The organism is Pseudomonas sp. Tun-23181 (assembly GCF_057415455.1).
Genome location: NZ_CM171630.1, coordinates 2,923,816 through 2,947,028, shown reverse-complemented (window position 1 = coordinate 2,947,028; position 23,213 = coordinate 2,923,816). Strand labels below are relative to the sequence as shown.

The following is a 23,213-nucleotide window of genomic DNA, read 5'->3' as shown; positions in this document are numbered from 1 at the left end:
CGCGGGCAAGCCCGCTCCCACAGAGAGCGTGTCGATTTCAGCGTTGCGCTGTACCTGTGGAAGCGGGCTTGCCCGCGAAGGGCTGCAAGGCAGCCCCTTGGATTTACTTACAGGCCGAGCTTGTCCATCCGGGCGCGTACCGACGCTTCGATACCCGCGGCATCCAGCCCGCATTCGGCCAGCATCTGCGCCGGCTTGGCGTGTTCCACATAGATATCCGGCAGCCCCAGGTGCAGCAGCGGCTTGAGCACTGCCTCGCGGGCCAGGAACTCGCCCACCGCGGCACCGGCGCCACCCATGATGGCGTTTTCCTCGATGGTCACCAGCAACTCATGGCTGGCGGCCAGCTCGAGCACCAGGGCCTCGTCCAGTGGTTTGACGAAGCGCATGTCGACCACGGTGGCGTCGATGCCTTCGGCCACTTTCATGGCATCGGCCAGTTGCACGCCGAATACCAGCAGGGCGACCTTGCCGCCTTGGCGGCGCACCACGCCCTTGCCGATTTCCAGCGGCTCCAGGTCGCCGCTGATCGGCGCGTTGGGGCCGGTGCCGCGTGGGTAGCGCACAGCAGCGGGGCCGTTGTACAGGTGGCCGGTGCTGAGCATCTTGCGCAGCTCGTTCTCGTCGCTAGGGGTCATCACCAGCATGCCGGGGATGCAGCGCAGGTACGAAAGATCGAAGCTGCCGGCATGGGTCGGGCCGTCCTCGCCGACCAGGCCGGCCCGGTCGATGGCGAACAGCACGTCGAGGTTCTGCACCGCCACGTCGTGGATCAACTGGTCGTAGGCGCGCTGGAGGAAGGTCGAGTAGATCGCCACCACCGGCTTGGCGCCTTCGCAGGCCATGCCCGCGGCGAGCGTGACCGCGTGCTGTTCGGCGATGGCCACGTCGAAGTAGCGTTGCGGGTAGCGTTCGCTGAAGGCCACCAGGTCCGAGCCTTCCTTCATCGCCGGGGTGATGCCCACCAAGCGGTTGTCGGCGGCGGCCATGTCGCACAGCCATTGGCCGAACACGGCGGAATACTTCGGGCCGCTGGTTTTCTTCGGCGCGGCCGGTTTGTCGGCGGGCTCGAGCTTGGTGATGGCGTGGTAGCCGATCGGGTCCACTTCGGCGGGGGCGAAGCCCTTGCCCTTCTTGGTCACCACATGCAGGAACTGCGGCCCCTTGAGGTCGCGCATGTTGCGCAGGGTGGCGATCAGCGTCGGCAGGTCGTGGCCGTCGATCGGGCCGATATAGTTCCAGCCCAGTTCCTCGAACAGGGTGCCGGGTACCAGCATGCCCTTGGCGTATTCCTCGGTGCGACGGGCGATTTCCCAGGCGCCGGGCAGGCGCGACAGGACCTTCTTGCTGCCCTCGCGCATGCTCGCGTAGGTACGGCTGGAGAGGATCTTGGCCAGGTAGTTGGACAGCCCGCCGACGTTGCGCGAGATCGACATGTCGTTGTCGTTGAGGATCACCAGCATGTCGGCATCGACTTCCTGGGCGTGGTTCAGCGCCTCGAAGGCCATGCCGGCGGTCAGGGCGCCGTCGCCGATCACCGCGATCGACTTGCGCGGGTCGTTCTGCAGGCGGGCGGCGATGGCCATGCCCAGGGCGGCGCTGATCGAGGTGCTGGAGTGCCCGACGCCGAAGGTGTCGTACTCGCTCTCGCTACGCCGCGGGAAGGCGGCGATGCCGTCCTTCTGGCGCAGGCTGAGCATGCGCTGGCGGCGACCGGTGAGGATCTTGTGCGGGTAGGCCTGGTGGCCGACGTCCCATACCAGACGGTCTTCGGGTGTGTCGAAGACGTAGTGCAGGGCGATCGTCAGTTCGATGACGCCGAGGCCTGCACCGAAATGCCCACCGGTCTGCCCAACGGTGTAGAGCAGCTCCTGGCGCAGCTCGTCGGCCAGGGTCTCCAGGTCGGCTTCGGCCAGCCGGCGCAGGCCGGCGGGCGTGTCGGCGCGGTCCAGCAACGGCGTGACCGGGCGTTCGCGGGGGATCTCTTGAAACGTCGTGGGCATCAGGCGAGTCGTTATAGGTGTGAAGACGCGGCAGTTTACCCCATTGTGGGAAAAGCTGCCCATTCAACCACGGGGTGTACGGACCTTGGGGGCGTGGGACTGCTCCGATGCCGCTTGGTCAGGTGGTCCCTTGTCGTTCTGGGGCGCGAAGCGGCTCCGTACACAGCCTCAGGGCTTAATGGCGGCGCTCGACGATATAGCGGGCCAGCGCACGCAGGGGCTCGGCATTTTCACCGAACCCCTCCAGGGCCCCCAGGGCCTGGTCGCGCAGCTCGATCGCATAGGTTTTGGCCGTCTCGAGGCCGAGCAGGGCCGGGTAGGTGGGTTTGTCGCGGGCGATATCGGCGCCCTGGCGCTTGCCCAGCGTGGCGGTATCGCTTTCCACGTCGAGAATGTCGTCCTGCACCTGGAAGGCCAGGCCGATGGCCCGGGCATAGGCCTGCAGGGCGTCGAGCTGCGCCTGGCTGGCCCGGCCGCTGGCCAGGGCGCCGAGGCGTACGCTGGCCTCGATCAAGGCGCCGGTCTTGTGCCGGTGCATGTATTCCAGGGCCTGCTGGTCGAGTTTCAGCCCCACCGAACCGAGGTCGATGGCCTGGCCGCCGACCATGCCGGCGGGGCCGGCGGCCTTGGCCAGGGCCTGGACCATGGCCAGGCGGATGGCATCGGGCTGCGGGCTCAGGCGCGGATCGAGCAGGGCATCGAACGCCAGGCTCTGCAGGCCGTCGCCGGCGAGGATGGCGCAGGCTTCGTCGAAGGCCTTGTGGGTGGTCGGCTGGCCGCGACGCAGGTCGTCGTCGTCCATCGCCGGCAGGTCGTCATGGACCAGCGAGTAGGCATGGATCAGCTCGACGGCGCAGGCTGCGCCATTGGCCTGTTCGGCCGGGGCGCCGAAGGCTTCGCAGGCGGCGTAGGCCAACAGGGGGCGCACGCGTTTGCCGCCGTTCATCACGCTGTAGCGCATGGCCGCGTAGAGCCGCTGCAGCTCGGGCGAAGGCGCCTCGAACAGGGGGGCCAGGGCAGCGTCGACACGGGCCTGGCAACTGGCCTGGTAGGTGGCGATCATGCTTCCGGCTCCGCGTCGAAGGGCTGGGCGGCCAGTTCGCCGTCGCGTTCGAGCAGGATCTGCACCTTCTGCTCGGCCTGGGCCAGGGCGCCCTGGCAGTCACGGGTCAGGGCGATGCCTTGCTCGAAGGCGGCCAGCGACTCTTCCAGCGACAGCTCGCCGTTCTCCAGGCGCTCGACCAGGGCTTGCAGGTCGGCGAGGGATTGCTCGAAATCGATGGAGGCTTTTTTGCGGGCCATGGCGACATTCTCGGTGGCATTTTGAACGGCGCGACACTAGCAGAGCGGGGCAGGGGGAGCAAATTGGCGCAGGGTATCGTTCGTCGTATTCGGGCCCATTCGCTGGCAAATGGGCCTCTTAGTGGAACAAAACGTAACTAATCGAGCAGCAGAGAACCTGTGCAGGCCGGCCTACAGGATCAGGCAGGCATCGCCTCGGGCGCCAGCATCGCCTCGCGGTAGCGGGCCAGTTCCTCGATGGTCAGTACCGGCAAGTTGTACTGGCGGGCATACACCGTCACCTGTTCGCCGCGGGCCATGCTGCCATCGGGGTTCATCAGCTCGCAGAGCACCGCTGCCGGGCGCAGGCCGGCCAGGCGTGCCAGGTCCACCGAGCCTTCGGTATGGCCACGGCGTGTCAGCACGCCGCCGTTGCGGGCGCGCAGCGGGAACACATGCCCGGGACTGACGATATGACGTTGCTCTGCGGTCGAGCGCAGGGCCGCTTCGATGGTGGTGATGCGGTCCTGGGCAGAAACGCCGGTGCTGACACCTTCGACCGCCTCGATGCTGACGGTGAAGCCGGTACCATGGCGGGCCTGGTTGTTCTGCACCATGGGCGCCAGTTGCAAGGCATCGACGGTGGCTTCGTCCAGGCACAGGCAGACGATGCCGCTGCAGTCGCGGATCATCATGGCCATGGTCTGCAGCGAGAGGTTCTCGGCGGCGGCGATGATGTCGGCTTCGTCCTCGCGGTCGTCATCGTCGAGCAGCAGCACGGGGCGGCCGGCCTGGAAGGCGGCGATGGCAGCGGTGACGTTGGGGAATTGCGGGTGAGGCATGGTGGACATGAAACGCTCCTCGTGAATGATCGATGAACGTCTCGGGGCGAACAAAACGCGCGCGCAGGGGGCAACGGATGCACCCCGCCTGACGCCTTCTTTCATCCGGACTATGACCGTCGGCCCTGGAATCTCACCAGGTCTGCTGACCCCCGGCATGGCCGGGGCGCTCGCGGGCTCATCTTTCGATTTACCGCCGGTGGGGACTTTCACCCCGCCCTGAAGACCGGGCAAGCATACCCCACGCTACCACCCCACTGGCAACCCGGCGGCCTACGACCTTCGGCGGTATCATGGTGAGTGTCCCGTGCAGGACACTGGCAGGCTCTTGTGGAAACAACCCCATGGACATTCTCGAAGTCGCCGGCGGCAAGCCGGTCAAGTTGTGGACCGATGGCGTGCCGGTGGAAGACGACGCCCGCCGGCAACTGATGAACACGGCCAGGATGCCGTTCATCTACAAGCACCTGGCGGTGATGCCGGACGTGCACCTGGGCAAGGGCTCGACCATCGGCAGCGTGATCCCCACCGTGGGCGCGATCATCCCGGCCGCGGTGGGTGTGGACATCGGCTGCGGCATGATCGCCGCGCGCACCTCGCTGCATGCCCGCGACCTGCCGGACAACCTGCATGGCCTGCGCACAGCCATCGAGCAGGCCGTGCCCCACGGCAAGACCTTCGGCCGCCACGACCAGGGCGCCTGGGACAACGTGCCGAAGCAGGCCGACCAGGTGTGGAGCCAGCTGGCAGGGCGCTTCAAGGGGATCGTCGACAAGTATCCACGCCTGGAGAAGACCAACAACCGCCACCATCTGGGTACCCTGGGCGGCGGCAACCATTTCATCGAGGTCTGCCTGGATGAGGCCGACCGCGTGTGGTTCATGCTGCACAGCGGCTCGCGAGGCGTGGGCAATGCCATCGGCAACCTGTTCATCGAGCTGGCCCAGGCCGACATGCGCCAGCACCTGGGCAGCCTGCCGGACAAGGACCTGGCCTATTTCGAGGAGGGCAGCCGGCACTTCGCCGATTACGTCGAGGCCGTGGAGTGGGCACAGGATTTCGCCCGGCATAACCGCGAGCTGATGATGCAGGCGGTGGTCGCGGCCAGCCGCAAGGTGCTGGGCAGACCTTTCCAGGCCAGCCTGGAGGCGGTCAACTGCCACCACAACTATGTGCAGCGCGAACGGCACTTTGGCCGCGAGGTGTTGGTGACGCGCAAGGGCGCGGTGTCGGCGCAGAAAGGGCAGTTGGGCATCATCCCGGGGTCGATGGGCGCCAGGAGTTTCATCGTGCGCGGGTTGGGTAACGAGCAGTCGTTCTGTTCGTGCAGCCATGGTGCGGGGCGGGTGATGAGCCGGACCAAGGCCAAGAGCCGCTTCTCCGTCGAGGACCAGCGTCGTGCCACGGCCCATGTGGAGTGCCGCAAGGACAAGGATGTGATCGATGAGATCCCCATGGCCTACAAGGACATCGATGCCGTGATGCGGGCCCAGCGGGAACTGGTGGAGGTGGTGCATACCCTACGGCAGGTGGTGTGCGTCAAAGGTTGAGGGGCAGGTGGGGCTGCAAAGCAGCCCCAGGATTAGCGAGACATGGACTCGATCACCCATTGCAACGACGCCGGCAGCATCGGCCCATGCCCCAACCCTTCGAAGCGTTCGAAGCGCACTTGCAGCCCAGGCACCTTGGCCAAATCGGCACTCAGCTGGCGGGCCGGGCGCTCCACGTCGCCCTTGCTCGGGCCACGCGGCCGGGATGGCTCGTCGCCACCACGCATCAGCAGCAGGCGCGGGCGGTCATTCCCCAGGCGCTGTTGCAACCCTTCGGCCTCGCGCACGATGGCGCCGTCATGCCACCACAGCGAAGGGCTGGCCGCCGCATAGTCACTGAACTCACCGGGACGGGTGAACAGCGCATGCAGCACCGCCAGCCCACCATAGGAATGCCCCCACAGCGTCTGCCGCTCCAGGTCGATGGGCGCGACGCTGGCGACCATCGGGCGCATGCGCTGGGCCAGCAGGTCGAAGAACGCATCCACCCCACCACTGGGCAAACCGGTCAACGGGTCGCGCGGGTCGGCCTGCCCTGGCAACGCCGGGGTGTAGTCATAGGTGCGCCCGGCGCGTTCGATGCGCTGCTCGGTCTGGTAGCCCACCGCAACCAGCAGCGGCGCCTGGCCGGCAGCGAGCCTGTCCAACTGCATGGCGCCCAGGGCACCCAGCGCGGCATTGCCGTCGAGCATCCACAGCACTGGGTATCCGTCCGCAGGTGCCGGGCGGTCGGGCTTGCCGATCCACAACCGGTAGTGCCGCTTGCCGTCGAGCGAATCCAGGTCGAGGTGGCTGAAGCGATAGGCGAGGTCCTGGCGCTGCAGCACGCTGGTGTCCATCTTCTGCTCGCGCTCCGGCTGCGCCATGGCAGCAGGCGACAGGGCCGCGAGGGCCAGCGCCAAGGCCAGGGGCAGGGTCATGTTGCTCATCGGGCGATCTCGTCGTGGGTTCAGAAGGACGCGGTCAGGCTGGTGTAGAGGGTGCGACCAGGTTCGTTGTAGGTGGCCGCGCCGGCACCGGCGATACCGTTCACACCCTGGGCGTTACCCGCCCGGTACAGGCGCTTGTCGAACAGGTTGTCGATGCCGGCGGTCAGGCTCAGGTGCTGGGTGATGGCGTAGGTGCCGCTGGCGCCGACCAGGGCGTAGGGCGCTAACTGGTCGTTGGCCGAGCCCGTGACACGCTCGCCATGATAATCGTATTTCTTCGGCTTCTGCTTGCCGTACCAGGCGACGTTCAGTTGCAGCGAGAGGTCGTCGGTGGCTTGCCAGTCGAGCATCGAGTTGAGGGTGTAGGCCGGGGTCACCGAGAGCGTCTCGCCGGTCTCCTTGTTCTTCGACTGCAGCATGTAGGTGAGGTTGTTGCTCCACTTCAGCTGTTCGCTCAGTGGAATGGTCAAGGTCCCTTCCAGGCCTTCCACCAGCGCCTTGGGGATGTTCTCCCACTGGTAGATGGCGGCGTTGGCATAGTCGCCGCTACCGCCGCTGGCATTGCCGACAGGGCTCAGGCCGGAGTCGATCTTGTTCTTGTAGTCGTTGCGAAAGTAGGTCAGGCCGGCGACCCAGCCGTTGGCCTGGTACTCGATACCCAGTTCCTTGTTGACGCTGGTCTCGGCCTTGAGGTCTTCGTTGCCTTGCAGGTAGCAACTGGTGGTCTGCCCATAGCAACCCTGGCCGCGGCTGTAGAGCAGGTAGTCGGGGTTGAGCTGGTACAGGTTCGGCGCCTTGTAGGCGCGGGCGATGCCGGCCTTCAGGGTGAGGGTGTCGCTCAGCGCGTGGGACAGGTTCAGCGAGGGGCTCCAGTTGTCACCGACGATGCTGTGATGGTCGAAGCGCAGGGCCGGCGTGAGCATGGTGCCGGGCATCAGCTCGATGTTGTCCTCGGCGAACAGCGAGAAGATCTGCGCCTGGGAGCTGGTGTCGCGGCCGGTACTGTCCAGGCCGCCGACCGCGCCGCCTTCGCTGGTGCTCTGGGTGTTGGCGCTGGGGTCGTCGAGCTTCTGCTGGCTCCATTCGGAGCCCAGGGTCAGGGTCTGGTCGCGCCAGGCCTGCAACGGCAGGTTGAGCTCGCCGTGGGCGGTGAGGCCGCGCAGGGTCGAGGTGTAGAAGTCGGTGCTGCTGAAGATGCCTTCGGTGCCGCCGGCCAGGCCTTCGTTGATCCGGCTGTTGCGGGTCTTCTCGTATTGCAGGTAGGCCATGGAGCTGCCGAAGTCCCAGTCGCCGCGATGGGTGACCGAGTAGGTCTGGCGGTACATGCGGTTGGTCTCGTGGCCAAGCATGCTTTTCACGTTGGCGTTGGAGTTGGTGTTCTGGGTATCGCCGGTATAGATGTTGCCCTGGCGGCTGAAGCCTGCTTCGAACTCCAGGGTCTGTTCCGGGTTCAGGCGCCAGCTCAGCTGGCCGTTGAGGTCCTTGTTACGCACCCCCTCGCGACCGGCGGGCAAGGTGCCGGCCTGGTTGCCGGTACGTGCGGATTCATGGCCGGCGTTGATGTCCCAGTCGTCGGCGTCGGTCCTGGCGACATTGCCGTACAGGCGATAGCTGAGATTGTCGGTGAGCGGGCCGCTGAGGCCGAAGCTCATGCGCTTGGTGGCGCCTTCGTCGCCGTGCTGGGGGAAGTTCTGGTAGAGCGTGACGTTGCCGTGGGTCTGGCTGGAGGCTTGCTTGGTGATGATGTTGACCACCCCTCCCATGGCGCCGGAGCCGTAGCGCGCCGCTGCTGGGCCACGGATCACCTCGATGCGCTCGACCTGGTCGGCCGGCACCCAGTTGGTGTCGCCGCGGGTGTCGCGTTCGCCGCGCCAGCCATAGCGGACCGAGCTGCGGCTGCTGACCGGCTTGCCATCGACCAGGATCAGGGTGTTCTCCGGGCCCATGCCGCGGATATCGATCTGCCGGTTGTTGCCGCGTTGACCGCTGGTGGAGTTGCCGGTCAGGTTGACCCCCGGCATGGTGCGGATGATCTGCGACAGGTCGTTGGCCGGCGGGCGCTTCTTGATGTCCTCGGCGGTGATGATGGACACGCCTGGGGCCTGCTTGGTCTCCTCCAGGGCGGTGGCCACCACGGTCTGGCTTTCCAGTTCGATCGGTTGCGGCTGGCTGGCAGCTTGCACGGCGCTGGCCAGCAGGCCGCTGGACAACAGCAGGAAGGGCGCGAGGGGAAGTGAGCGGGGCGACATCTGCGATCTCCGGAACGTCGGGCTGAATGCGGGAGATCAGGGATGATAATTACTCGTAATTGAGAGTAAAGCGCATTAACTTTCTAAACATTCCTCGGCAGCCGGTAGCACCAGGTGCAGGCACAGGCCAGGGTGGGCGTTGCTCGCCCACAGCCGGCCACCCTGCAGTTCGATGGCGCGACGGGCGATGGCCAGGCCCAGGCCGAAGCCGGCGCCGCTGCCTGGAAGGCGCTGGTAGGGTTCGAAGATACGTTCCAGGTCGCCGTGTGCCACCCCAGGGCCCTCGTCGCGCAGGCGCAGGTGCCAGTGCTCGCCCTCGCGCCAGCCATCGAGGCTGACCCGCCCCTGCGGCGGCGAATGGCGGATGGCGTTGCGCAGCAGGTTCTCCAGGGCCTGGGCCAGGCTGTCCAGGTGCGCCTGCACGCGGCATTCGGTGCCTAGCGAACAGGGCAGCCGGGTGCGTTCCCAGCCGCTTTCGAAGCAGCTGTCCTCGCACAATGCCTCCCAGACCGAGAGCACCAGTACCGGCGCGGTGGGCAACTGCGGATGCTCGGTGTCCATCCAGGCCAGGTCGAGGGTGTCTTCCAGCAGCCGCTGCATGTCTGTCACCTCGCGGCCCAGGCGTTCGTGCAACTGCTCCGGTGGCAGGCCGCTGTCATGGGCGATGCGCAGCCGCGCCAGGGGCGTGCGCAGTTCATGGGACAGGGTGCGCAGCAACAGGCGCTGTTGCTCCAGGCTCCGGCGCAGTCGCCCGGCCATGTGCTCGAAGGCCTGGGCCAGCTCGCCCAGCTCGTCGCGACGCTCCAGCAGCGGCAGGCCGGGGCTGTCGAGATCATCGGCGCGCAGTGCGTCGGCACGGTCGCGCAGGCGGTTGAGCGGCACCACCAGGTGGCGATACAGCAGCAGGCCCAGCAGCAGGGCGAGCAGGGCTGGCGCTACGCCATGGGTGACCACGTGGGTCCATGGGGTCAGGCCGGTGGGCAGCAGGCGCTCGGGCAACTGGATGACCAGGCGGCCGTCCTCGGGATGTTCGGGGAACTCGATGCTGACGTACGGCAGCTCGTCCTGCAGGCGTTTGCTCATGGGCCAGTCGAGCTTGCGCATGAAGGTCAGGTGGCTCGCCTCCTCGGCGCTCAACGGTGAGGTGCCGAGGCTCTCCAGGCGCGGGCCGACCAGCGCCACCCAGGTGTCCTCCGCCTTTGCCAGGTGCTGGCGGAAGGCCTGCGCACCGGCCGCGCCGCCGCTGCGCCATGCCTGTTCGGCCTGCTGCGCATAGCGTGCCAGGTAGAGGCGGTCGGCCTGGTCGAGGAAGTAGGTACGGCGCTCGACCGACAGGCCCCAGGTCCAGATCAGCCAGGTCAGCAGCAGGCAGAAGCACACCTGCAGCAGCGCCAGCTTCCACAGCAGGGGGTGACGGCGCATCAGGACGCTTCCGTTTCGACCAGGATGTAGCCTTGACCGCGCACCGCCTGGATCTGCAAATGCTGCGCACCGATTGCCGCGAGCTTGCGGCGCAGGTTGCAGACATGCACGTCCAGGCCACGGTCCAGGCGGGTGTAGGGGCGGTGCAGGACGCTCTGGTAGAGGAAGGCCTTGCTCAGCGCTTCCCCAGGGTGGGCACGCAGGGTCGCCAGCAGGCGGTATTCGGAACCGGTGAGGCCGGCATTGCGGCCCTGGTGCATGACATCCTGGGCGCCCTGGTCGAGGGTCAGCTCGCCTTCACCTCGAGGTTGCGCCTGGCGCCGATCGAGGGCCACGCGGCGCAGCAGGGCATCGACCCGGGCGTCCAGCTCGGCGAGGCTGAAGGGCTTGGGCAGGTAGTCGTCGGCCCCACGGGTGAAACCGCTGATACGGTCCTGCTCGGCGCCCAGGGCCGACATCAGCATCACCGGCACCGCCTGGCGCTGTCGTAGGTCGTCCAGCAGGCTGAGGCCATCGACGCCGGGCAGCATGATGTCCAGGAGGACCAGGTCGAACCCGCCCTGACGCATGGCGTCCAGGGCCTGGGTGCCGCTTGCGCAGGCGTGCACGGCGAAGCCTCGGTCGTGGAAGTGGCGTTCCAGGTCCTGGCGCAGGTGGGAATCGTCTTCGGCGAGGAGAAGCTTGGGAGACACGGCGAGGCCTTGATGAGAATTCGTTGCAATTACGAATCATCCCACTGCCGGGATCGTCGAGGCAATGGCCCGTTGCTGGCATTTCGTCGCAGGGGGCCTTCGTCAACCGTATGTTCTCTGCGTAGCGCTGCCCGAAGGGTTGTGTAATCTCCCACAGGCCACGGCATCAGTCATGGAGCCAGGGGCACTAGATCTTGGGCAATTTGCTGCGATCGGGAACACGATCGACGTCCCCACGTGGCTCCAGCCGCGTGCCGGAATTGGTCCTAAAAAGTTCTGCACCCCAGGAAGACACTGCGTAGGCAGCCAGGTTCGTTCCCCCTATCTAAGATCGATACCCGGCCGCTTCTCTACTGCCTTTCAACCTAAAACAATAACGAATGGGGTGAGCAGCATGTCCGTACCTCAACAAAACCGCCCGGAGCAATCCAACGGCGGCCTGCAATCGGGACTCAAGCAACGTCACATGGCCATGATCGCCTTGGGTGGTGTCATCGGTGCCGGCCTGTTCGTCGGCAGCGGTGTGGTCATCCAGTCTGCGGGGCCTGCGGCCCTGCTTTCCTTTCTGGTCACAGGTGTACTGGTCATCTTGATCATGCGCATGCTCGGCGAAATGGCTTGCGCCATACCCGCCGTCGGGTCGTTCTACGAATATGCGCGCATGGCATGGGCCGATCATCCACAAACGAGCCAGCTGGCGGGGTTCCTCTCCGGCTGGATGTATTGGTATTTCTGGGTGATCGTCGTCGCGGTAGAGGCCGTGGCCGGCGCTTCGCTCATTCAGTTCTGGTTGCCGGATGTCCCGGCCTGGGCCATCAGCCTGACGCTGATGATCATCCTGACCTTCACCAACCTGGCCTCGGTCGCTTCCTTTGGCGAGTTCGAGTTCTGGTTTTCCTCGATCAAGGTCGCCGCGATCCTGGTGTTCCTGCTTTTGGGCGGGCTGTACTTGCTGGGCATGTGGCCGACCGAAACCCAGCACGGGCTGAGTTCGATGCTCGACCACGGCGGCTTCATGCCCAACGGCATCGGCCCGGTGCTGACGGGGGCGGTGGCTGCGACCGGGTTCTATTTCGGTGCGGAGATCGTCACCGTGGCTGCTGCCGAATCCTCCGATCCGGTGCGCTCTGTCGCGCGGGCGACCAACTCGGTGATCACCCGCGTTCTGTTCTTCTATGTCGGCTCGATCCTCCTGGTGGTCACCCTCGTCCCGTGGAACTCCCCTGCCATGCTCACGCCGTACTCCAGCGCCCTGGCAGCCATGGGCTTCGACTGGGTCGCGCACGTGATGAATGCCATCGTGCTGACGGCAGTGCTGTCCTGTCTCAACTCGGGCATCTATGCGTCTTCACGCATGCTGTTCGCGCTGACCAAGCGCGGCGATGCTCCGCGCAGCCTGGCCAAGCTGTCCGCACGCGGCGTGCCGCGCCGTGCGATCTTCTTCGGCACGATATTCGGCTACCTGTCGGTGATCATGTCGTACGTCTCGCCGGACACCATCTTCGCCTTCCTGGTCAACTCCTACGGCACCGTGGCGATCTTCGTCTATGTGCTGATCGCCCTGTCCCAGCTGCGTTTGCGTGCGAAGCTGGAGCGCGAGGCGCCAGAGAAGCTCAAAGTGCGGATGTGGTGCTATCCCTACCTGACCTATGTCGCCATTCTTGGCATGCTCGGTATCGTCGCCGGCATGGCCTTCATTCCCGAGCAGCGCATGCCGTTGGCGCTGGGGGTCGTCAGCCTGGCGATTCTGGTGTTGGCGTTCATCACGCGCAGTATCTGGCGGCGTCTCAAAGGCCTGCCCACCGTCATACCGGTGAGCAGCTAACCGTTGCCACACGCTTAGTACGCTGTCCTGGGGGCCTGTGCGGTCAATTCGAACGAGCGAATTGACCGCACAGGCCCCAAGTGCTTTTCAGCCGAGCTCTCTGCACTGGTGTGCAGAGAACGAGCCCCAGCGAGCGCCGCTATACCCTGTGGGAGCAAGCGGGCTTGTCGAGGCGTCGAACCGCCGCGAACACCGGCGAAGCCGGTGCCATACACCGCGTTGCATTCTTCGCGGGCAAGCCCGCTCCCACAGGGTCCCCGCTGAATCAAAGAATGAGAACTGGCTTGCCGGCGATGGGGGGTAATGCAGCGTCAATGTCGCTTGACTGACGGTCATCGGCCGTTGAGCAGACGCAGGATCTCGTCGAATACGGCATTGTCCAGGCTGCGCGACAAATCCAGCTCCAGGCTCTGGCGGTAATAGGCGCTCAGGTCCAGGCCGACGCCGAGGGCATACAACTCGATGCGGCCCTCCTGCTCGATCTGTCGCGTTACTTGCTTGAGGTGCAGGTCGAGGATGTCCTGCTGGTTGGTCTGCTGGGTGGCGCTGTCCATCGGGCAACCGTCGCAGATGACGATCAGGATGCGCCGGCGTGCATCACGCTGCAGCAGCCGCTGGCGGGCCCAGAGGAGCGCCTCGCCATCGATGCCTTCGCGGAAAAGGTCGGCCTTGAGCAGCGCGGCGATGCTGGGGCGGGCGCGGCGCCAGGGCGTTTCGGCATCCTTGTAGACCAGGTGGCTAAGTTCGTTGAGCCTTCCTGGGTTGGCGGGTTGGCCCATGCCGCGCCAACGCTTCAAAAGACGCCCGCCATTCCATTGGCCGGTCGTGAAACCGAGTATTTCACTGCGAGCACCAGCCAGTTCCAGGGCTCGGCTGAAGGCGTCAGCCAGCAGGGCGATGTGCTCGATGTGGTTGCGCATGGAGCCGGAGTTGTCGATCAGCAGGCTGACCAGGCAATCACTGTGCGGGCGTTCGCGCTCATGGCGAAAGATCTCGCGTTGCTCGGGGCTGATGATCAGGCGGCTGAGGCGCCCGGCATCGATCTGTCCGTCGCGCTGGGCGAAGGCCCAGCCATCTCGGCGAGGCACTGCCAACAGGGCACCCAGGCGCTTGGCCAGGCGCGGCAGGTTCAGGCCCTGGCCCGCCAGGTGACGGTCCAGGCGCTGGCGCAGGTCACGCAACGTTTCGGGCCGCACCAGGCTGGCAGCGTTGTGTTCGCAATCGTAGTCGCGGCTGAATACCTGGTAAGCGAAGGCGTCGTTGCCGCCTCGTGGATTACCTTGGGCAGCACCGCCGTCACTGATATCGCCCTCGCTATCCTGATTCACATCCAGCAGCAGGGCGAAGGCCAGACGCGCTTTTTTGTCGGCTTCAGCGACGTTGCCCTGGTCGTCATCGAACGGTTCGGCATCCAGGTGCTCGATCAGCTCCTGCACCTTGGCGGCAATCAGCAAGGCATGCTCGGTGAACGCTGCCTGATCGTGGCGACAGCGGCGCAGCAGCCCGAAGGCCGCGCCAAAATGGCCGAGCAGGCTCAGGCGTGGCGCTTCGATGAGCATCTCCATCTGCTCCCCGGCGCGGCCGCCACACAGCAGGATCCAGCTCATCTGCGCCAGGGTGAAAAGCAGCAGGCCGATGTGCCCTTCGGTGTGCCCGGCGTCGAGAAACTGCTGGCTCCACTGTTCGAAGCGCCGCATCAGGTTGCGCTGGACGCCTGGATGGCTGTCGCCCACCAACGACTCGACGCGCAGTTGCTCGAGCAGTTCGAACACCAGGCGTTCGATAGGTTGGGCTGGGAGAACCTGGTGGACCAGCGCCTGGTCGCTGTGTTTCAAGCGCAGTGCCAGGCTGTCGGCCACCCCGCGCCAGGCGTGGCTCTCGTCGCGTTCGGGGTCAGGGTGCAGGTGCGGTGCGCGCACCGGGACGTGCCGTTCACGTACTTCCAGCAGGCCACCGCGGTAGCGTACGCGCCGTTCACCGGACAGTGCGCGCAGTGTCGCCGCGCAGAGTTCCTCGAGTTGTTGCTGGCGTTTCTCGCGGCGTGGCGGTGGGGTCATGGGGGCTTCCTGTGAGGGATCAGGCCAGTGCCAGCAAAGGGAACGCCGATTCGGCCAGCTCCTGGTCGAAACAGCGTTGGTAATATTCGGCGACGATTGGTCGCTCGGCTTCGTCGCATTTGTTGAGGAACGTCAGGCGGAAGGCCAGCGCCGGGTCGCTGAAGATCTCCATGTTTTCCGCCCAGGAAATGACACAGCGCGGCGACATCAGGGTCGACAGGTCGCCTGCGGCGAAACCTTGCCGGGTCAGGTCGGCCACCGCCACCATCTGTTCCAGCAACCGTTCGCCGTGTCGGGCGACCAGGTGCGGCACCCGCGCCGCGACGATCGCGACTTCTTCGGCCTGGGGCAGGTAGTTCAGGGTGGCGACGATGTTCCAGCGATCCAGTTGCGCCTGGTTGAGCACCTGGGTGCCGTTGTAAAGCCCGTTCAGATTGCCCAGGCCCACGGTATTGGCGGTGGCGAACAAGCGGAACGATGGGTGCGGATGGATCACCTGGTTCTGGTCGAGCAGGTTGAGTTTGCCGTCGCGTTCGAGAATGCGCTGGATCACGAACATGACGTCCGGACGACCGGCGTCGTACTCGTCGAAGATCAGCGCCATGGGGCGGCGCAGTGCCCAGGGCAAGATGCCTTCCTGGAATTCGGTGACCTGTTTCCCTTCACGCAGCACGATGCCGTCCTTGCCGATCAGGTCCAGGCGGCTGATATGGCCGTCCAGGTTGACGCGCGTGCAAGGCCAGTTGAGCCGCGCGGCGACTTGTTCGATATGGGTCGACTTGCCGCTGCCGTGCAAGCCCTGCAGCATCACCCGGCGATTGCGGGTGAAGCCGGCGAGAATCGCCAGCGTGACTTCCGGGTTGAAGCGATAGGCCGCATCGCTCTCCGGCACCAGTTCGTTTGGCGCGAGAAGCACCGGTACACGCATGCTGGAGTCGATGCCGAACAACTCCCGGACAGGGACCAGACGGCTTGCAGGTTCGATGTTCAGGTCGGTCATGAGTGTCGTCTCGGGCCGGAGGGAAGTCTTGATTCTAGGGACGCTGCCGGGGCAGGGGAGGGGCCAGTTATGGAGGGGCGATGCGGCCAGTGGCGGCTGGCACTACGCTCGGGCGAAAACTGGCTCTATGGCCTGGAAGCGATGGCGACCAAGGATGGCCTGGCTGGTAAAACGCCTGGCGATTGCCGCCGAACAACCTTGAGAGGTCAATCAGATGTCCGCCGATACCCTGACGATCACGCTGGACCCGGAGCTCCTTGCGCTCTTTAGCCGCTACGAGAAACATACGCAGGTCACTGCGGCGTATTACATCGACGAATTGCTGGCCAAGACCCGGCCGACCCTGCAGGCCGTGGTCGAGGCGCTGGACGAAGCCGCAGGCGACCCCGAGGCGCTGGCCCGGCTGTTCGGCAACAAGATGGCCAGCCTGATGCAGCCGACCGATAAGGCCACGGCCTGAGTCCATCTGTCGGACAGTGAGCTGCGCCGATACTCTGTGGGAGCGGGCTTGCCCGCGAAGAATACGACGCGGTGCATGGCACCGGCTTCGCCGGTGTTCGCGGCGGTTCGACGCCTCGCCAAGCCCGCCGCCACAGGGACCCTGCTAAATCCAGGAGATGTCCTGCCGGCGATGAGCTGCGTAGCAGCCCCAGTAAAGCCTGTAGAAACCTTACTGCCTGCCATTACGGCTGGCCGCGTCTTGGCTCTGCTGCAGGCCCATCATCTACAAGAACATGCCACCCAACGGCGAGGAGGCATCGGCGCTCAATCGGCGCGGCATGCGCCCTGCCAGGTAGGCTTGGCGACCGGCCTCGACCGCTTTGCGCATTGCCGTGGCCATGCGGATCGGCTCGCGGGCGCGGGCAATCGCGGTGTTCATCAGCACGCCGTCGCAGCCCAGCTCCATGGCGATGGCCGCATCGGAGGCGGTGCCGACACCGGCATCGACGATCACCGGAACCTTGGCGTTTTCCACTATCAAGCGGATGTTGTAGGGGTTGCGGATGCCCAGCCCGGAACCGATCGGCGCGCCCAAGGGCATCACCGCCACGCAGCCAAGCGCCTCCAGGCGTCGGGCCACCAGCGGGTCGTCGCTGGTGTAGGCCATCACCTTGAAGCCCAGCTCGACCAGTTGCTGGGCGGCAACCAGGGTTTCGCCGATGTCTGGGTAGAGGGTCTGGCTGTCCCCGAGCACTTCGAGCTTGACCAGGTCATGGCCATCCAGCAGTTCGCGTGCCAGCAGGCAGGTGCGCACGGCATCCTTGGCCGTGTAGCAGCCTGCGGTATTGGGCAGCAAGGTGTAGCGCTGCGGGGTGATCACCTCGAGCAGGTTGGGCTGGAGGGTATCCTGCCCAAGGTTGCTGCGGCGCACCGCAAAGGTGACGATCTGCGCCAGGCTGGCCTCCACTGCAGCGCCCGTCTCGGCCAGGTCGGCGTAGTGCCCGGTGCCGACCAGCAGGCGTGAGTCATAGGCTTGGCCAGCAATGATGAGCGGGTCGCAGGTTGTGTTCGCGATGGTCATAGGGGCTCCGGTGAGAGGGGCAGGGCGATCAGCCGCCGCCGATGGCATGCACGATTTCCAGGCGGTCGCCCTGCTGCAGGCGCAGCTCGGCATACTCGCTGCGCGGCACGATGCCGAGGTTGTGTTCGATGGCCACGCGCCGCGTTTGCAGCTGTAGCCGGGCGAGCAATTGCGCCAGGTCGATACCTGCCGGCAACAGCTGGGCCTCCCCGTTGATCGTGACTTCAATCATTCAGGTTCTCCTGTCGGTGACGGCTTCGTGCTCGCAGGGTGAGGGCGCTGGCGCTGCGCTTGAAGAGCCAGTCGCGGCTGTGGCGTTAGTCCAGTGTGGCGATTGCACGGCTGGCATCATCCATGGGCGATAACTGGTTCTAACTGCGCGCGCTGCTTGTTCTTAGTTTCATCTCCAGGGGTGGATCGGGGAGTGCTGCATTGCGATGCCGAGTACTGCTCCTTCATCTATCGGCGCCTGGCGTTCATCTCCTGCCCGGTGACCCATAACAAAAATGCACCAGTCGAGAGGTAAGCATGAAAACAACTGCGCACGAGTACGATGCAGCCCAGGCGTTGGCCAGCGACCGCGCCCACGTGTGGCATCACCTGTCCCAGCACAAACCGCTGGAGCAGAGCGATCCGTTGATGATCGTCGAAGGCAAGGGCATGCGGGTCTGGGATGCCAAGGGCAACGAATACCTGGATGCGGTCTCTGGCGGGGTATGGACCGTCAACGTCGGTTACGGCCGCGAGAGTATCGCTGACGCGGTGCGCGACCAGCTGGTGAAGGTGAACTTTTTCGCCAACTCCGCAGGCAACATTCCCGCGGCCTTGTTCGCCCAGAAACTGATCGAGAAGATGCCTGGCCTGAGCCGGGTGTACTACTCCAACTCCGGTTCCGAGGCCAACGAGAAGGCCTACAAGATAGTGCGACAGATTGCGCACAAGAAGTACGGTGGCAAGAAGCACAAGATCCTGTTCCGCGAGCGGGACTATCACGGCACGACCATCACCGCGCTGAGTTCGACCGGCCAGTTCGAGCGCAAGAACCAGTACGGCCCCTTCACCCCGGGGTTCGTCGAGTTTGCGCATTGCTGCCAATACCGCTCGCAGTTCGGTGACGTGCCTGACTATGGCGTGCGCGCCGCCATGGAGATGGAGCGTGTAATCCTCGCGGAAGGGCCGGATACCGTGGGTGCGGTGGTGCTCGAGCCGATTACCGCGGGCGGGGGCGTGATCACGCCGCCGGAGGGGTATTGGGAGACCATTCAGGCAATCTGCAAGAAGTACGACATCCTCCTGCACATCGACGAGGTGGTGTGTGGCCTGGGCCGCACTGGCAAGTGGTTCGGCTATCAGCACTACGGCATCAAGCCGGACATCGTCACCATGGCCAAGGGGGTGGCCAGCGGTTATGCGGCGATCTCCTGCACCGTGACCACCGAGGAGGTGTTCGAAGCGTTCAAGGGGGAGGCCGATGACCGCATGGGTTACTTCCGCGACATCAGCACCTTCGGCGGCTGCACCGCAGGCCCAGCGGCGGCGCTGGAGAACATGCGCATCATCGAGGACGAGGGCTTGCTGGAGAACGTCACCCACATGGGCGAGTACTTCATGGGCCGCCTGCGCGAGCTGCAGGACAAGTACCCAGTGATTGGCGATGTACGCGGCAAAGGCCTGTTCTGTGGCATGGAACTGGTCAAGGACCGCAAGACCAAGGAGCCGGTGCCGGAGAGCGTGGCGATTGCCATCGTCGCTGACTGCATGCGCCAAGGGGTGATGATCGGGCGCACCAACCGAAGCTTCGAGCAGTTCAACAACACGCTGTGCTTCAGCCCGGCGCTGATCGCCACGCAAAAGGAACTGGACGAGATCATCGTCGCCCTGGATGGCGCACTGGGTCGCGTTGCAATCTGATCGATAGGTTTCACCAGGGTTGACCGGTCCTTTGGCTTTGTCGAGGGTCCGGTCTTTTGTGTCTCTGCGACGTTAATATGTCGAGCGCTGGATAGTCTTGCCGAGGGGTTGTTGCTAGTCTGCTCGACGATCGCCGCGCTGGTGCTGGGCTGGCGAGAGCATTCTTGAGCGACTGGCCGAGTGCTGTGCGGTACCAGCGCTTATCGTTCGTTCAGTCGAGGCCGCTATGTTCCAGCTGTTCCATTTGTCTGCCGATAAATCCACCAATCTGCAACAGCAGCTGCGCGAGCAAATCGCCCAAGTGATACTCAACGGCAATATACCGCCGGACAGCCCGTTACCTTCCAGCCGCAAGCTGGCCAAGCAGCTCAACATCGCACGCAATACCGTGGTCCTGGCCTACGAGCACCTGCTCGACGATGGCTACCTGATCGCGCGTGAGCGCAGCGGCTACTACGTCAATCCCGATATCCTGGCACACAAGGTCGACGCGCCGCGTGCTGACCAGGACGAGGCCGTCGCCACCACGTTGGACTGGTCGCAACGGCTGGTGATGCAGCCCTCGCAGCAACGCAACATGAGAAAACCACGGGATTGGCAGAGCTACAAATACCCCTTTATCTACGGGCAATTCGACCCAGCCCTGTTTCCGACCGCCAACTGGCGTGGATGCTGTCGCGATGCGGTGAGCATCCCGGCGATCCGTGACTGGGCTTCGGACCGTTTCGACAACGACGACCCCTTGTTGATGGAGCAGATCAGGACGCGCCTGTTGCCGCGTCGCGGTGTCTGGGCTTCGCCTGAACAGATCCTGGTCACGGTGGGTGCGCAGCATGCGTTGTACATGCTGGCGCGTCTGTTGTTGCGCCCCGACAGCCTGATGGGCATCGAAGAGCCGGGCTACGTCGATATCCGCAATATCGCCATGCTCAACCCCTCGCGCATTCAGCCGCTGCCGGTGGACAACCAGGGCCTGATACTGAGCGAGAAACTCAATGACTGCGACCTTATCTACACCACGCCCAGCCATCAGTGCCCGAGCACCGTGACCATGCCCCTGGAGCGCCGCTACGAACTGTTGCGGCGGGCCAAGGAGCATGATTTTCTGATCATCGAGGACGACTACGAAAGCGAGACCAACTTCAAGGGCAACCCGATCCCGGCGCTCAAGAGCCTGGACAAGAACGACCGGGTGCTTTACGTCGGCAGCCTGTCAAAGACCCTGGCTCCTGGCTTGCGAGTTGGCTATCTGGTCGGCCCCGAAGCCTTGATCCGTGAGGCACGGGCGTTGCGTCGACTGATGGTGCGTCATCCTGCGGCGAACAATCAGCGTTCGGTAGCGCTGTTCCTCGAGCGCGGTTACCACGATGCGTTGATCCTGAGCCTGATGCGCGCCTACGAGGAGCGTCATCAGCAGATGGGCGATGCCCTGCGCGAGTACCTGCCGGAGTCCTCCAGGGAGCCGAGCTTCGGCGGCTCCTGCTACTGGGTGAAGGGGCCGGATGGCCTGGATGCGCGTCGCTTGCAGGAGGAGGCCGCCAACCACGGCATCCTGATCGAGCCCGGCGATATTCATTTCTTCGGTGAGCAGCCACCGCTCAACTACTTCCGTCTGGGCTACTCGTCCATTCCGGCCGAGCGTATCCGTCCGGGAATCAAATTGCTTGCCGAGCTCATCGAGCGGCTTTGCTGACCACGCCCATCGAAAATCACCCCCTCGGGCAGGCAGTGTCGAGCACGCATTTCGGCGCCGCCTGCTGGCTTAACAGGTAGTCCCCAACTGGTTCTATCGGCCACTTCCCCCGCCCTCCTACTCTAGCCCCAAGGCAGCCAGCCCTCGCTTGCAAATGAACGAGGGACGGCTCGCTCGACTTGCCCCAAGACTCCATCAAAACAACAACAGGAGAGTTCGGCATGCGTAAAGGCGCCGCACAGAGCAAGCACCACAAGTCCCCGCTCCGCCTCCCTGTACCTGTCCTGATGCGTATCCCCCTGTGCCCATGCTGCTGAAAGGCTGAGCCCGAGTAGTTGGCGGCATACCTTAAGTAACGAGAGGAGTATCGATATGCCACGCATGACCCCCAGCGAAGCAATGGTTGAAACACTGGTTGCCAATGGCGTGACCGACATCTTTGGCATCATGGGTTCGGCCTTCATGGATGCGATGGATATCTTCGCTCCGGCGGGTATCCGTTTTATCCCGGTGGTCCACGAGCAGGGCGCCGGCCACATGGCCGATGGTTACGCACGGGTCAGCGGCCGTCATGGCGTGTGCATCGCGCAGAATGGCCCTGGCATCACCAACTTCGTCACCGCCATCGCCGCTGCCTACTGGGCACACAGCCCGGTGGTGGTGATCACGCCGGAAACCGGCTCGATGAGCCAGGGCCTGGGTGGTTTCCAGGAAGCCCAGCAACTGCCGTTCTTCGAGACCATCACCAAGTACCAGGCCCATGTGCCTAACCCGGCGCGGATGGCCGAGCTGACCGGCCGTTGTTTCGACCGGGCGATGCAGGAAAACGGCCCGACCCAGTTGAACGTCCCGCGTGACTTCTTCTATGGCGATATCAACGTCGAGATTCCTGCACCGATTCGCATCGAGCGCAGCGCCGGTGGTGAGCAGAGCCTGGCCGAAGCCGCCCAGATCCTGGCGGCAGCGAAGAACCCGGTGATCATCTCCGGCGGCGGCGTGGTCATGGGCGACGCCGTCGAGGCCTGTAAAGCGCTGGCCGAATACCTCGGCGCGCCAGTGGTCAACAGCTACCTGCACAACGACTCGTTCCCGGCCAGCCACCCGCTGTGGTGTGGCCCACTGGGCTACCAAGGCTCCAAGGCGGCCATGAAGCTGCTGTCGCGTGCCGACGTGGTCCTGGCCCTGGGCACCCGCCTGGGCCCATTCGGTACCTTGCCACAACACGGCCTCGACTACTGGCCGAAGCAGGCGAAGGTCATCCAGGTCGATTGCGACTCGAAGATGCTCGGCCTGGTGAAGAAAATCACCGTCGGTATCTGCGGCGATGCCAAGGCCGCGGCGCTCAACCTGCTCGGCCGCCTGGAGAACCTCGAGGTGCAGTGCCTGGCAAGCAAGGGGGCGCGTGCCGAGGAAATCGCCAAGGAAAAAGCCGACTGGGAAACCGAGCTGGACGCCTGGATCCACGAGAAGGACGAATACTCCCTGGAGATGATCGAGGAGCAGAGCGGCGAGCCTGGCAACTACCTGCACCCGCGCCAGGTCCTGCGGGAACTGGAAAAAGCCATGCCTGCCGATGCCATGGTCTCCACCGACATCGGCAACATCAACTCGGTCTCCAACAGCTACCTGCGCTTCGAGAAACCCCGCTCGTTCTTCGCTGCCATGAGCTTCGGCAACTGCGGCTACGCGCTGCCGACCATCATTGGTGCCAAGGTCGCCGCGCCACACCGCACCGCCATCTCCTATGCCGGTGATGGCGCCTGGGGCATGTCGATGATGGAAATCATGACCTGCGTGCGCGAAAACATCCCGGTCACCTCGATCGTCTTCCATAACCGTCAGTGGGGCGCGGAGAAGAAGAACCAGGTGGACTTCTACAACCGCCGCTTCGTCGCAGGCGACCTGGAGAACCAGAGTTTTGCCGGCATTGCCCGCGCGATGGGGGCCGAGGGCGTCACCGTCGATCGCCTGGAGGACGTCGGCCCGGCGCTCATGGCGGCTTGCGAGGCACAGAAGGCAGGCAAGACCACGGTGATCGAGATCATGTGCACCCGCGAACTGGGCGATCCGTTCCGCCGCGATGCGCTTTCCAAGCCTGTGCGCTTCCTCGAGAAGTACAGGGACTACGTCTGAGGCGCCTGGCGTCAATGCCTGTGTGGCGGGCCCAGCTCGCTGCACAGTCCATCAGGAATACGGCGATGGCGTCTTCGGGCGCCGTTGCGGCTTCGACCGTGAAT

18 protein-coding genes and 1 riboswitch are annotated in these 23,213 nt (G+C 64.7%); of the genes, 6 read left to right on the top strand and 12 right to left on the bottom strand.

Annotation, left to right across the window (positions count from 1 at the left end; genetic code table 11):
* Nucleotides 1-107 precede the first annotated feature (107 nt).
* The 4 genes from dxs to ribB form a co-directional block, all read right to left on the bottom strand.
* A complete protein-coding gene (dxs, locus tag ACDI39_RS14010) occupies nucleotides 108-2,003 on the bottom strand; it encodes a 1-deoxy-D-xylulose-5-phosphate synthase (protein ID WP_225788767.1) in 1,896 nt (631 codons plus the stop codon).
* A gap of 175 nt (nucleotides 2,004-2,178) precedes the next feature.
* Nucleotides 2,179-3,066 carry a (2E,6E)-farnesyl diphosphate synthase gene (gene ispA / locus ACDI39_RS14005; protein WP_225788766.1) on the bottom strand — a complete coding sequence of 296 codons (888 nt, stop codon included), beginning with the start codon at nucleotides 3,064-3,066 and terminating at the stop codon, nucleotides 2,179-2,181.
* Nucleotides 3,063-3,305, bottom strand: coding sequence for an exodeoxyribonuclease VII small subunit (locus ACDI39_RS14000; RefSeq protein ID WP_011531978.1), 243 nt, complete (start codon nucleotides 3,303-3,305; stop codon nucleotides 3,063-3,065). The genes ispA and ACDI39_RS14000 overlap by 4 nt, the downstream gene beginning before the upstream one ends.
* A 179-nt stretch (nucleotides 3,306-3,484) precedes the next feature.
* Complete coding sequence (ribB, locus tag ACDI39_RS13995; RefSeq protein ID WP_253079899.1) at nucleotides 3,485-4,135, bottom strand: 3,4-dihydroxy-2-butanone-4-phosphate synthase; 651 nt, start codon at nucleotides 4,133-4,135, stop codon at nucleotides 3,485-3,487.
* Between the two features lie 80 nt (nucleotides 4,136-4,215).
* A riboswitch (FMN riboswitch) is annotated at nucleotides 4,216-4,357 on the bottom strand.
* A 113-nt stretch (nucleotides 4,358-4,470) separates the two neighbouring features.
* Here ribB and ACDI39_RS13990 point away from each other — a divergent pair.
* Nucleotides 4,471-5,676, top strand: coding sequence for an RtcB family protein (locus ACDI39_RS13990; protein ID WP_486536874.1), 1,206 nt, complete (start codon nucleotides 4,471-4,473; stop codon nucleotides 5,674-5,676).
* A gap of 32 nt (nucleotides 5,677-5,708) precedes the next feature.
* On the opposite strand, the gene ACDI39_RS13985 is transcribed toward ACDI39_RS13990, so the two are convergent.
* The 4 genes from ACDI39_RS13985 to ACDI39_RS13970 all read right to left on the bottom strand — a co-directional run bounded on the left by ACDI39_RS13985 (nucleotide 5,709) and on the right by ACDI39_RS13970 (nucleotide 10,968).
* Entirely contained in the window at nucleotides 5,709-6,605 is an 897-nt protein-coding gene (locus tag ACDI39_RS13985; RefSeq protein ID WP_225788763.1) for an alpha/beta hydrolase, read from the bottom strand.
* A 20-nt stretch (nucleotides 6,606-6,625) separates the two neighbouring features.
* A complete protein-coding gene (locus ACDI39_RS13980; protein WP_253079897.1) occupies nucleotides 6,626-8,854 on the bottom strand; it encodes a TonB-dependent siderophore receptor in 2,229 nt (742 codons plus the stop codon).
* A gap of 75 nt (nucleotides 8,855-8,929) precedes the next feature.
* Nucleotides 8,930-10,276 (bottom strand): HAMP domain-containing sensor histidine kinase, encoded by a 1,347-nt coding sequence (locus ACDI39_RS13975; protein ID WP_225788761.1) that lies wholly within the window; start codon nucleotides 10,274-10,276, stop codon nucleotides 8,930-8,932.
* Complete coding sequence (locus ACDI39_RS13970) at nucleotides 10,276-10,968, bottom strand: response regulator transcription factor (RefSeq protein ID WP_317235059.1); 693 nt, start codon at nucleotides 10,966-10,968, stop codon at nucleotides 10,276-10,278. Before ACDI39_RS13970 ends, ACDI39_RS13975 begins: the two co-directional genes overlap by 1 nt.
* A gap of 394 nt (nucleotides 10,969-11,362) precedes the next feature.
* Between ACDI39_RS13970 and ACDI39_RS13965 the strand changes: the two genes are divergently transcribed.
* Entirely contained in the window at nucleotides 11,363-12,793 is a 1,431-nt protein-coding gene (locus ACDI39_RS13965) for an amino acid permease (protein ID WP_225788760.1), read from the top strand.
* Nucleotides 12,794-13,125: 332 nt separating this feature from the next.
* Here ACDI39_RS13965 and ACDI39_RS13960 read toward each other — a convergent pair whose 3' ends face one another.
* Both ACDI39_RS13960 and ACDI39_RS13955 read right to left on the bottom strand, forming a co-directional pair.
* Nucleotides 13,126-14,850, bottom strand: coding sequence for a cobaltochelatase CobT-related protein (locus ACDI39_RS13960; RefSeq protein ID WP_225788759.1), 1,725 nt, complete (start codon nucleotides 14,848-14,850; stop codon nucleotides 13,126-13,128).
* A gap of 19 nt (nucleotides 14,851-14,869) precedes the next feature.
* Nucleotides 14,870-15,850: an AAA family ATPase gene (locus tag ACDI39_RS13955; protein ID WP_253102402.1), complete on the bottom strand. Its 981-nt coding sequence runs from the start codon at nucleotides 15,848-15,850 to the stop codon at nucleotides 14,870-14,872.
* A gap of 214 nt (nucleotides 15,851-16,064) precedes the next feature.
* Here ACDI39_RS13955 and ACDI39_RS13950 point away from each other — a divergent pair, with 214 nt between their 5' ends.
* Nucleotides 16,065-16,310 (top strand): hypothetical protein, encoded by a 246-nt coding sequence (locus ACDI39_RS13950; RefSeq protein WP_225788757.1) that lies wholly within the window; start codon nucleotides 16,065-16,067, stop codon nucleotides 16,308-16,310.
* Nucleotides 16,311-16,574: 264 nt separating this feature from the next.
* On the opposite strand, the gene ACDI39_RS13945 is transcribed toward ACDI39_RS13950, so the two are convergent.
* Nucleotides 16,575-17,372: a thiazole synthase gene (locus ACDI39_RS13945; RefSeq protein ID WP_225788756.1), complete on the bottom strand. Its 798-nt coding sequence runs from the start codon at nucleotides 17,370-17,372 to the stop codon at nucleotides 16,575-16,577.
* Nucleotides 17,373-17,400: 28 nt separating this feature from the next.
* Complete coding sequence (gene thiS / locus ACDI39_RS13940; RefSeq protein ID WP_225788824.1) at nucleotides 17,401-17,601, bottom strand: sulfur carrier protein ThiS; 201 nt, start codon at nucleotides 17,599-17,601, stop codon at nucleotides 17,401-17,403.
* A 299-nt stretch (nucleotides 17,602-17,900) separates the two neighbouring features.
* On the opposite strand from thiS, the gene ACDI39_RS13935 reads away from it, so the two are divergent.
* The 3 genes from ACDI39_RS13935 to xsc all read left to right on the top strand — a co-directional run bounded on the left by ACDI39_RS13935 (nucleotide 17,901) and on the right by xsc (nucleotide 23,109).
* Nucleotides 17,901-19,283 carry an aminotransferase family protein gene (locus tag ACDI39_RS13935; RefSeq protein WP_253091533.1) on the top strand — a complete coding sequence of 461 codons (1,383 nt, stop codon included), beginning with the start codon at nucleotides 17,901-17,903 and terminating at the stop codon, nucleotides 19,281-19,283.
* 226 nt (nucleotides 19,284-19,509) lie between these two features.
* On the top strand, nucleotides 19,510-20,976 hold the full coding sequence (pdxR, locus tag ACDI39_RS13930) for a MocR-like pyridoxine biosynthesis transcription factor PdxR (RefSeq protein WP_225788754.1): 1,467 nt from the start codon (nucleotides 19,510-19,512) through the stop codon (nucleotides 20,974-20,976).
* A gap of 372 nt (nucleotides 20,977-21,348) precedes the next feature.
* Nucleotides 21,349-23,109, top strand: a complete 1,761-nt coding sequence (gene xsc, locus ACDI39_RS13925) for a sulfoacetaldehyde acetyltransferase (protein ID WP_225788753.1) — start codon at nucleotides 21,349-21,351, stop codon at nucleotides 23,107-23,109.
* Nucleotides 23,110-23,213 lie beyond the last annotated feature (104 nt).